This window comes from Chryseobacterium sp. RR2-3-20, assembly GCF_017808115.1.
Lineage (GTDB): Bacteria > Bacteroidota > Bacteroidia > Flavobacteriales > Weeksellaceae > Chryseobacterium > Chryseobacterium oryzae.
On record NZ_JADQBD010000083.1, the window covers coordinates 1 to 10,527 of the forward strand.

Here is a 10,527-nt window from a genome sequence, read left to right on the forward strand (position 1 = left end):
GATTAAAATTTTCTGCTCGGCTGTAAAGATCCTCCTTGTATTTTTACGGATGTCTTTTACGAATTTTTCGGAACTTTTCTTTTTAGGTGTTTCCATAATCAAATCTAATTCTTTTTTTGAAAACACTCCTTAACTTTTATACTATATAGTGTCTACTTTTTGCTGACGATTTACACATGCCATTTTAGGATTTAAAGCAGGAACGCATTTGGATGGTCTCATTACTGTTCCTTCAAGTTTCACAAATACTTATCAATATTACTTAGTAAAATTTAATTATAATAGTACCACTGGGAATATGACACTCGCAACTCCTGTTCTTCTGCCTATTACAGGAAGTCTTTATTCGGGACTTGAACACGGTAAAGTAAATATGGTATATGATGAAGCCTTGAGTCGTTATTATTTAGCAGGAATAAGAGGTGATACTGGTACTTTCACAGATTTTTCTTTTAATAATACTTCTTTCAACAAACAGGCTTTTCTTCTTGCATTTAATGTTTCAGGAAGTACAGTCTCAGAAGCTTGGAGAAAGGAATTGGACAATGGGCAAACAACTATGGATGATGAAATTCATTCTATTGTCAAAGATGCAAACACCTCAGACATTTATATTTCAGGTCGGTACTCTTCTTTAAATTCAACAGCTACTTTTGGAAGTTACACTTTCCCTGCTGTGACATATTTTGGACATATACCTTTTATAATGAAGTTAAATTCAGCAGGTAATGTTCAGTGGGCTAAAATTCCAGACGCAATACCTACCAGCGTTAATACACAAGGCTATCGTTTTATGAAAGGCAGACTTGCACAAAATGCTAATGAAATAGGTTTTGCCCACGGTACTGCAGGCTCTGTATGGGGAAGCTACTCCTTAGTTCGACCTAGTGGATATGGTGTCGACCCGATTTTGGTTCGTTTAAACAAAGATTCAGGAGCAGTCTTGGGAATGGGTGACGTTCTTAGTAATCAGGGAACCATAGATGAATTTACTGCAATAACAGTTGATAATGACGGGAATTATGTTTTAGGTGGTTTTTTCCATCAGCAATTGTTTACTGATGCTAATGATAATGTACCAACTATGGTGATAAATGTTACAGCGGGAAAATCTCAGAATTTCTTTACAAAATATGCAAAGACACCTTGTAGTAACCTTTCGGTAGAAGAAACCTCTGCTGAAGCTGGTCTACAGTTTTATCCAAATCCCGTTCAGGATTTCCTGACGATCAAAAGCAAAAATAATTTGGAAAGCTATGAAGTGTATTCTTCCGTTGGGCAAGCTGTTCTAAGAGGAAGATTAGAGAGTAAAAATGCACAAATTAATATGAGTGATTTGACAGCAGGTGTTTATTATGTGAAAGTAAAAACGGAAAAGGCTGTCGTGACAGAGAAGGTGGTGAAAAAATAACTTTATCGGAATAAATATTTATAAACCGCAAAGACAAAATCTTTGCGGTTTTTTTTTATTTCAGATATCGTTGGTTCTTAAGCTGAATAAAATAGCACTAGGTTATTTTTTAGGATGTGTAAAATGAGACAGGGTGAATTATTCAAATGCTTATAATGACATGATCTTGATGAGAAACGTGCTATTATAATTCCTGAAGAGTATACTTTTAAAAATTTACTCATATTACTTTTTTTCTCTTAAACGAAAATCTAACAGAACTGATTTTAACTTCTGCAAATCTAAAAATCTGATACAGTAAAATCTTATACGGCAAGATGTGTCTTTGTACGTACAAACTTTTCAAGTTGTACTACAATGACGATCTTGCCTTTTTTGCAAAAAGGGATAAAAAACTGCGGAACTTGTTTTTTTATTTTTCTCAAAATTTTAAATAAGATTACGAATTCAACTTAATCTTTCTTTTTTAATCTCCATCGTTTTCAGCTAAGTACAGATTTATCGTTTTTGAACCAAACGTTTTGATTGCTATTGTTTTAGAAGGTTTTATCACTCAATTTTGTCTCAGAAATCTTAATCAAAATACCGATGAGAAAATTCATTTATTTATTTTTACTGTTAATAACTATATCACTCGAGGGGCAGGTTGGTATCAATAACCAAACGCCTGAAGCTACTTTTAAAGTGGTCGGAAAACCAAATGATGTCAATTACTACGGCGGAATTATTCCCCAACGAATCAAAGGGAATCAACTCACTGCTAAAACATATACCCTTGCTAAAGGAGGTGCTGTTGTTTATGTGACATCTAGACCGACTACCTTATCAGGGCAGGCTGTTTATATTCTGGAACCGGGATTATATTATTTTAATGAAATTTCGCCGAGGGATTTTTCAAAGGAGAAACAACATGTTGAATATGTGATTACTGTAGTACCTGACCATAACAGTACAGCAGACATTTCATCAACATCTAACTTGTCAATTCCGGCAAATGCACGGGTAAACAAAAATGCCTATTTAACCGCATCAAAACAATACACTATGGAACTTTTGAAAATTTCTAGCGGAACATTACAAAATCTACGTATTAACGGTAGCTTATCTTTTACTCGTGTTGATGGAACATTATATTACAATTATAAGGATATCGAAAAAATGTTGGAGAATAAAAGGTTGAATGTTTTGTTCATTGTGTGATAACTTTAATTGTTTAATAATTTACTTTTTGTTACCACTTTTTGCAAGATGTTCAATCTTTAGACTGCCTATTGGTCGGATTTTCCAGAGATTCTAGTGACCTATTTTGATATTTTCACGATAGGTCACTAAATAGGTCACTTTCAACATGGTCTTTTTGTTTTTCTTTGATACTAGCGAAAAACAAAAAAACGCTGTAAACATTGATGTTTACAGCGTTTTAGCTTATTTTGGTTTCCCAACTGGCGGAGAGTGAGGGATTCGAACCCCCGGACCTGTTACAGTCAACAGTTTTCAAGACTGCCGCAATCGACCACTCTGCCAACTCTCCTTACTTATTACGATTTCTCGTTTTCAGTGGTGCAAATATAGAATGTTTTTTTATTTTGACCAAGCGAAATATGATAAATTTTAAATCTACCAATTTTTATCAATCATAAAAACCATTTGAGTCATCACCACAGCTCCTAAAAGCAATTCTCTTTTGCTAACTTTATCAAATGTATCTTTTTCAGAATGATGATAATCGAAATATCGTTGAGTATCCACAATTAACTCTGCAAGGGGAATACTGAGTTTTTTTAAAGGAGCAATATCCTGAATGGCATCGGTTTGTTCAAAATCGTAAACGCCATAAGGAAGAAAATAGTTTTTCCATTCAAATATAAGTTTTCGGCGTTGTGGTGGCATATCTAAAGAAAATCCGCGAGGGGAGTAGCCACCGGCATCTGTGCCTAACGCGAAAATATGCTTTTCATCCTTTTTTCTTGATTGATTTTCGTAAGTATCTCTACCACGACCTCCATTTTCGCTATTGGCATAAAGAACAACTCTAAGGGTATGATTGTTAGTATATCCCAAAGCTTTATAAGTACGCAAAACTTCAATACACTGGGCTACTCCTGCACCATCATCATGGGCGCCTTCGGCGAAATCCCAAGAATCGAGTTGTGCTCCAACAAGGATAATTTTATTGTCTTTTTTACCAGGAATTTCACCAATTACATTATAATTAATGGCTTCTCCTCTCGATTCTGCAGCCATATTAATCTTCGCTTTAACTGTTTGAGTTTTTAAAAGCTTTTCCAATTCATCTGCAGATTTTACTCCAATGGTCATTGCAGGAATTCTAACTTTATCGTCTGGCTCGTAATAAATCATTTTTGCATGCGGAACATCATCTGACGCTGTGGTTAGAGAGCGAATAATTAATGCTTTAGCTCCTTTTTTTCCAATAACCGATGCAGAAAGTAGTTTAGATTTTGCTGCAATCAGATAAGAATTTGTTGTATTGATGATGGTAGGATCTATAACATAATTTACAAAAATAATTTTATCCTTTACCTGAGCCGTTGTGAGATTTACAAGCTCCTGAATATCATTCACCAAAAGTATATCTGCAATAAGATCTTTCCCTTTTGTTCCTTCAGAATTTCCAAAAGATAACATTCGGATATTTTTCCAATCACCACTTGAGGTTTTTATATGTAGAGATTCTTTCCCCCGAACCCAGACCGGAACTTTTACTTCCTGCTTCCATACATTTTCCGCACCGGCTTCTTTCAGTTTATTTTCTGCCCATTCCGTTGCGGCTGCATATCCCGGAGTGGCACTGAATCTTGCTCCGATACCTTTCGTAAGTTCGCCTAAATTACTATATGCTGTTCCGTGAAGGAAAATTTCGTCTGAAATCTTCTTAAACTCTTCAGAATAATTGAATTTGGGAACAGGTTTTAGTTTTCGTACAGTTAATTTCTGCGAAAATAAAAATCCACTCAAAAAGAGTGGAAGTATGATGAGTAGAATCTTTTTCATTTTTACTGACCGTTTTCTTTTCGGAGCATAAAAATAAAGAAAAAAACAGATAGTTATTGTTTCATATCGTACATTAATAAGGCAGTTACCAATTTAGGCTCTATAAATGTACATTTTGGAGGCATTCTTAGCTTAAGATCAGAAATTTTTATCATGTCGTTAAAGCTCACGGGATAAATACCAAATCCTACTTTACCTTCGCCATTGTCTATTTTTTCTTTTAAAATATTAATTCCTTCAATGTTTGAAGTTCCTTTGATGTATATAATTTCATCGGAACTATCAGAATCTTCAATATTTAAAATTTCATTGATAATATATTTATCTAAGATATGATGATCTAAATTATCTAACGACATTTCTTGTGAACGAAGATTATGCTTTACGTGAAGAGAATAGAATTTTCCATCCAAATACATAGAAATATGAAACTTTTGAGAAGGGTAGTACGGTGTTTCTCCTTTTTCGTGAATTAAAAAATATTTTTCAATTTTTTCTAAAAAATCCTGAGTAGAAAGGTCACCAATACTTTTTACAATTCTGTTATAATCATGAATTTTAATAGATTGGTTAGAAACAATGAAACTATATACAAAATTGTAAGCTTCTGTACCGTTATGTCTCTTATTCTTGTCTTTCAGACGTTTTGCATTGAGTGCAGTAGAACCAATTCTATGATGACCGTCTGCAATATAAAATGAATCTATTTGATCGATAACTTCCTTAAACTGTTGAAGTTTTAGACGATTATCTATTCTCCATATTTTATGTCTGATTCCTATGGTATCCGTATGATTAAAAATTGGAACATTTTTCTCTTCATGGTTCATCAATAATTCTATCTTAGAATTAGATGGATACGTAAGCAAAACAGGTTCTGCCTGAAGATTAACTTTCTCCAGATAATGAGCCAGTTTTTCCTTTTTCTGAGGAATCGTACTCTCGTGTCTTTTTATTTTTCCGTCCCAGAAATCTTCAATGCTTGCTAAACCTAAAAGCCCTCTGAATACCTGTTTATTAGGATAAATTTGTTCATAGAGATAATAAGCAGAATTATCCTGAATAAGAACATTTTCTTCCATAAGTTCCTCAAAAGTGGAACGTATTTTCCTTAAATTCCGGTCAATATCCTTAGATTTACTTACAACATAGGGTTTAATCATATTAATGTAAGTTTTTTCTACTTGCGCTTTTTCTGCAATTTCGCTCTGTGTAAAATTATCCAAAGGATGTGTAGGAAATGTAGCCTCATGATCTTTATGAGGTCTAATTCCACGGAAAGGTTTAAAAACAGGCATATATATATATTATAGTTTCTTTTTAATTTCAATAATTTGTTTGGCAAGCTCTACACCGATTTTTTCTTGCGCATCTACGGTATTTCCACCAAGATGGGGTGTAAGAGACAGGCTAGGATTCATCAGTAAAATAAGTTCTGGGGCCGGTTCATTTTCGAAAACATCTAAAGCTGCTCCTGCCACTTTTCCGGATTCTATAAAATCTAATAAAGTTACTTCGTTTATTACGCCACCTCTTGCAGTATTTACAATGTAAACTCCGTCTTTCATTTTTTCAAACTGCGGAGTATCAATTATATATTCTGTAGTTTTTGGGGTGTTGATACTGATGAAATCTACTTCTTTTAAGAACTCGTCGGTATTATTGGTAGAAGTTACTTCAAAATTAACTTTTTGACCATCAAAAAACTCTAAACTAAGGGTTTCTGTTTTAGGTTTTCGGGTAAGAACTTTTACTTTCATTCCCAAAGAAATCCCCATTTTTACCACTTCTTGTCCGATACTTCCAAAGCCTATTACTCCCAAGGTTTTACCGGATAATTCATACGCTTTACTGAAAGTTTTTTTCATGGCATTGAAGTGAGTTTCTCCCTCCAATGGCATTAATCTGTTGGATTCATGTAAAAATCTAGCCAACGAGAAAAAATGGGCAAAAACCAATTCTGCAACAGATTTAGATGAGGCAGTTGGAGTATTAATAACATATAAACCTTTTTCAATTGCATATTCCACATCAATGTTATCCATCCCAATTCCGCCTCTTCCCACTATTTTTAGTCCGGGACAGGCATCAATTAAGTCTTTTCTCACTTTTGTGGCACTTCTCACCAAAAGAACATCTACATTGTTCTCGTTAATGAAACTAATGACATGATCTTGAGCAACTCTATTGTCTAATACTTCAATTCCCGCTTCTTTTAAAGCAATTTCTCCAGCTTTGGAAATTCCATCGTTAGCTAAAACTTTCATTACTTATAATTGATTTAAAGATTTTTTAATCTGGTAATCTGTTCTTTCTTAACTGAGTCGCAAATTAAGAAAATTTATTGTAATGAAAATAATCTTGTAATTAGCGAAGATTTTACGAAGAAATTACTTCAGTGATTTCATTACATCTACCAGAACCTGAACACTTTCTATAGGTAAAGCATTGTACATACTTGCTCTGTAACCGCCTAAACTTCTATGACCGTTCAAACCATTAATTCCTGCCGCTTTCCATGCTGCATCAAACTCTTCTTTTTTGGTTTCGTCTACCAGCTTAAAAGAAACATTCATTAAAGAACGGTCTTCTTTTACGCAGAAAGTTTCAAATAATGGGTTAGAATCTATTTCATCGTATAATAATTTAGCTTTTGCTTCATTTCTTTCTTCAGCAGTGGCAATTCCGCCATTGTTTTCTAAATGCTGCAAAGTGAGAAGAGAGGCATAAACAGGAAATACAGGTGGAGTATTCAACATAGATTCTTTATTAATGTGCTGAGCATAATCGAAGTACGAAGGTATATTTTCTCTGCCTGTTTTTTCAAGAATTTCTTTCTTAATTACTACCAGAGTTACTCCTGCAGGTCCCATATTTTTCTGAGCTCCAGCATAGATTAAATCGAATTTAGAAAAGTCTAACTGTCTTGAGAAAATATCAGAACTCATATCACAAACCATAAGTGTATCTACCTCTGGAAAACTTTTCATCTGAGTACCGTAAATGGTATTGTTTGATGTGCAGTGAAAATAATCGTATTCTGCACCTACTTTATAATCTTTAGGAATAAACGAATAGTTTTCTTCTTTTGAAGAACCAACAATATCTACACTTCCTACTTTTTTTGCTTCTTTTATAGCACCTGCAGCCCAAGTTCCTGTGTCTAGATAAGCTGCTTTTCCTCCAACTTTCATCAAGTTATAAGGAACCATGGCAAACTGAAGACTTGCACCTCCGCCTAAATATAAAACTTCGTAATCATCTCCAAGGTTCATTAATCTTTTTACGATTGCGCGTGCTTCATCCATTACCGGAACAAAATCCTTACTTCTGTGGGAGATTTCCAGAATAGATAAACCAATACCATTGAAATCCAGTATTGCTGCTGCAGATTTTTCGAAAACTTCCTGCGGTAAAATGCAAGGTCCTGCACTGAAATTATGTTTTTTACTCATTTCTTCTGTTTTTACTTTTATTAAATATTATTAGAGATTTGTTTAAAAAATTAAAAACCGCCTCATACTGGATGAGACGGAAGTTTTTATTCACCGTGTAAAAATGCTTTTTTATTCAGTAAAGCTTCTTCAGATTCTACATGATCCTCATCTGGAACACAGCAATCTACAGGACATACCGCAGCACACTGTGGCTCCTCGTGAAAGCCTTTACATTCTGTACATTTGTCTGTAACAATAAAGTAAACATCATCACTTAAGGGTTCTTGCGGCGCATTTGCATCTACTGTAAGACCAGAAGTAAGGGTAACCATTCCCGAAAGTTCTGTTCCTTCTGAAGCTTTCCAATCTACAGCTCCTTCATAAATTGCATTATTAGGACATTCTGGTTCACAAGCTCCGCAGTTAATGCATTCATCAGTTATTTTAATAGCCATCGCTAATTTTTTTTAAATTTGCACAAAATTACAAAATATTCCCCAATTTTACAGCAATTATGAATAACGAAAAAAGAGTTTTGGGACTCAGCAGGTTAGGGCAGTACATTAAAGACTTTTTGGCAAAAGAATCTATCGATTTTAATGAAAATGAAGCCGAATTTGAACAGATATTAAAGAAATCTGAAATTGAAAACCCTTGGTTTACCATTGAGAATCAAAAAGATGCTTTAAAACAATGGTCGGAATTACTAACCGTAGAAAATATCAATTCTTGGCTTCAGGAATATTCCGAATCTAAAACATCTAAAAGGGTAGGACTGATTCTTGCCGGAAATATCCCATTAGTGGGATTTCATGATGTAATTTCTGTAATTTTAAGCAATCATATTCCTTTGATTAAATTATCTTCTAAAGACCGATTGATGATTCCTTATCTGTTGAAAAAGTGGAATAAATTTTCTGATTTGGAAATTAATTTCGAATATGTTGAAAGATTAGAAAATTTTGATGCAGTTATCGCCACTGGAAGCAACAATACGGCAAGATATCTCGAATATTATTTCAACAATCATTTAAATATCATTAGAAAAAACAGAACATCTGTTTCCGTTTTGAAGGGAGATGAAACCCCAGAAGAACTCGCTCTTCTTGCAAAAGATATTTTTCAGTACTTTGGCCTGGGATGTAGGAATGTTACAAGAATTTTTATTCCTGAAGATTTTGTAATCGACAGACTTTTCGAGAGTTTTATAGCATTTCAGGACATTATTAATCATCATAAATACGCTAATAATTATGATTATAATAGAGCAATTTACCTTTTAAACGGGGATAAATTCTGGGATAATAATTTTGTTATGCTCAAAGAAGATAACGGATTATTCAGTCCGCTTTCTGTCATTAATTTCAGCAGGTATACATCTCTTGATGAAGTAAAAACTTTTCTTTCAGAAAACGAAGAAAATATTCAGTGTGTTGTTGCAAAAGATGAACTGGGAATAGATTCTATTTACTTTGGAGAAGCACAAAACCCTCAGCTGAATACTTATGCAGATAATGTAGATACTATGAAATTTTTAGAAGTTATCTGATAAATTTTGTTTACATTTAGTGAGTTTAAATTATAAATAAATAAACATGATGAACGATTCTTTAGTAGCTTATTCAACAGATATTGAAAAAGCAGAATTTTACAAAAAAACATATATGCATGTTGCATTGGCAATTGTCGCCTTTATTGTAGTAGAAGCAATTTTGCTTAATGTAGTTCCACCAGACCTTATTTATATGATGGTCGGGCAAAAATACAGCTGGCTTTTGGTATTGGGAATTTTTTGGCTTGCTTCTTTTTTGGCTACAAAATGGTCTTTGGCACAAAGTAGATCTACCCAATATTTAGGATTAGGAATTTACATCTTATTAGAAGCAATTATATTTTTGCCGATGATGTACATTGCAATGGCGTATGCAGGAGGTGGAGAAGTGGTTTTTCAGGCAGCGACACTTACAGTAGCAATGTTTTCTGGAATTTCTTATGTTGCATTTACTTCTAAGAAAGATTTTTCTTTTTTAAGAAATATTATTGCAATAGGCGGATTTATTGCTATCGGATTAATCGTTGCTGGAATGATTTTCGGGTTCAATCTTGGTCTATGGTTTTCTGTAGGAATGGTAATTCTTGCATCTGCAACTATTTTGTACCAAACCAGCAAACTTAAAGACTCTTACAGTACAGATCAGTACGTAGGAGCATCTTTACAGCTTTTTGCTTCTATCATGCTTTTATTCTGGTATATTTTAAGAATTTTAATGAGCAGAAGAAACTAAAATATTGATTTGTAAAATAAAATACAATATCCGGATAATTCTCGGTGTACCCCTAAAAAGCGTGTAACTTTTTAGGGGTATTTTTATGGAAAGGAAAGAAAATTTAATATTACTTTCCAATGAAATATATTGATCTTAAGGGGAATTTTTATCTTCTCTTGAATATTAAAGCGACGCAAAATCATTTAATGAAAATAATATTCGACTTTAGTAAATAAAAGAAAAAAATATCATTCTCTACATTTGCATCAATGAAAGCTTATCATATATTCTTTAAAAAAGACACTATCCCGTAAAGTGTGTAAGTAGAAAAGTTAGGCTTGGATTTTATAATCTGAGCCTTTTTTCAAAAATAAGCATAAATTGGTTTAAAACCAAT

9 protein-coding genes and 1 tRNA gene are annotated in these 10,527 nt (G+C 33.6%); 4 read left to right on the forward strand and 6 right to left on the reverse strand.

What is annotated here, in order from left to right; genetic code table 11:
* Positions 1-298: 298 nt before the first annotated feature.
* Positions 299-1,411, forward strand: a complete 1,113-nt coding sequence (locus IV513_RS13820) for a T9SS type A sorting domain-containing protein (RefSeq protein WP_209391145.1) — start codon at positions 299-301, stop codon at positions 1,409-1,411.
* A gap of 588 nt (positions 1,412-1,999) precedes the next feature.
* Positions 2,000-2,611 (forward strand): helix-turn-helix domain-containing protein, encoded by a 612-nt coding sequence (locus IV513_RS13825; RefSeq protein WP_209391146.1) that lies wholly within the window; start codon positions 2,000-2,002, stop codon positions 2,609-2,611.
* Between the two features lie 243 nt (positions 2,612-2,854).
* On the opposite strand, the gene IV513_RS13830 is transcribed toward IV513_RS13825, so the two are convergent.
* The 6 genes from IV513_RS13830 to IV513_RS13855 form a co-directional block, all read right to left on the reverse strand.
* A tRNA-Ser gene (locus tag IV513_RS13830) sits at positions 2,855-2,942 on the reverse strand.
* A gap of 86 nt (positions 2,943-3,028) precedes the next feature.
* The gene (locus tag IV513_RS13835) at positions 3,029-4,426 is read right to left on the reverse strand and encodes a M28 family peptidase (protein WP_209391147.1); all 1,398 of its coding nucleotides are present in this window, start codon (positions 4,424-4,426) and stop codon (positions 3,029-3,031) included.
* 53 nt (positions 4,427-4,479) lie between these two features.
* A complete protein-coding gene (locus IV513_RS13840; RefSeq protein WP_209391148.1) occupies positions 4,480-5,724 on the reverse strand; it encodes a DUF1015 domain-containing protein in 1,245 nt (414 codons plus the stop codon).
* A gap of 9 nt (positions 5,725-5,733) precedes the next feature.
* Entirely contained in the window at positions 5,734-6,693 is a 960-nt protein-coding gene (locus IV513_RS13845; protein WP_209391149.1) for a D-2-hydroxyacid dehydrogenase, read from the reverse strand.
* Between the two features lie 123 nt (positions 6,694-6,816).
* Complete coding sequence (gene serC, locus IV513_RS13850; RefSeq protein ID WP_209391150.1) at positions 6,817-7,881, reverse strand: 3-phosphoserine/phosphohydroxythreonine transaminase; 1,065 nt, start codon at positions 7,879-7,881, stop codon at positions 6,817-6,819.
* Between the two features lie 86 nt (positions 7,882-7,967).
* The gene (locus tag IV513_RS13855) at positions 7,968-8,318 is read right to left on the reverse strand and encodes a 4Fe-4S dicluster domain-containing protein (RefSeq protein WP_209391151.1); all 351 of its coding nucleotides are present in this window, start codon (positions 8,316-8,318) and stop codon (positions 7,968-7,970) included.
* 59 nt (positions 8,319-8,377) lie between these two features.
* Between IV513_RS13855 and IV513_RS13860 the strand changes: the two genes are divergently transcribed.
* Both IV513_RS13860 and IV513_RS13865 read left to right on the forward strand, forming a co-directional pair.
* Complete coding sequence (locus tag IV513_RS13860) at positions 8,378-9,412, forward strand: acyl-CoA reductase (RefSeq protein ID WP_209391152.1); 1,035 nt, start codon at positions 8,378-8,380, stop codon at positions 9,410-9,412.
* Between the two features lie 46 nt (positions 9,413-9,458).
* Positions 9,459-10,148 (forward strand): Bax inhibitor-1 family protein, encoded by a 690-nt coding sequence (locus IV513_RS13865; protein WP_209391153.1) that lies wholly within the window; start codon positions 9,459-9,461, stop codon positions 10,146-10,148.
* The last annotated feature ends 379 nt before the right edge of the window (positions 10,149-10,527 follow it).

Excerpts from the sequence above, each read along its gene's own strand:
- serC (WP_209391150.1), bottom strand. The coding sequence starts at position 7,881 with ATGAGTAAAAAACATAATTTCAGTGCAGGACCTTGCATTTTACCGCAG.
- IV513_RS13865 (WP_209391153.1), top strand. The coding sequence starts at position 9,459 with ATGATGAACGATTCTTTAGTAGCTTATTCAACAGATATTGAAAAAGCA.
- IV513_RS13845 (WP_209391149.1), bottom strand. The coding sequence starts at position 6,693 with ATGAAAGTTTTAGCTAACGATGGAATTTCCAAAGCTGGAGAAATTGCT.
- IV513_RS13840 (WP_209391148.1), bottom strand. The coding sequence starts at position 5,724 with ATGCCTGTTTTTAAACCTTTCCGTGGAATTAGACCTCATAAAGATCAT.
- IV513_RS13855 (WP_209391151.1), bottom strand. The coding sequence starts at position 8,318 with ATGGCTATTAAAATAACTGATGAATGCATTAACTGCGGAGCTTGTGAA.
- IV513_RS13820 (WP_209391145.1), top strand. The coding sequence starts at position 299 with ATGACACTCGCAACTCCTGTTCTTCTGCCTATTACAGGAAGTCTTTAT.
- IV513_RS13825 (WP_209391146.1), top strand. The coding sequence starts at position 2,000 with ATGAGAAAATTCATTTATTTATTTTTACTGTTAATAACTATATCACTC.
- IV513_RS13860 (WP_209391152.1), top strand. The coding sequence starts at position 8,378 with ATGAATAACGAAAAAAGAGTTTTGGGACTCAGCAGGTTAGGGCAGTAC.
- IV513_RS13835 (WP_209391147.1), bottom strand. The coding sequence starts at position 4,426 with ATGAAAAAGATTCTACTCATCATACTTCCACTCTTTTTGAGTGGATTT.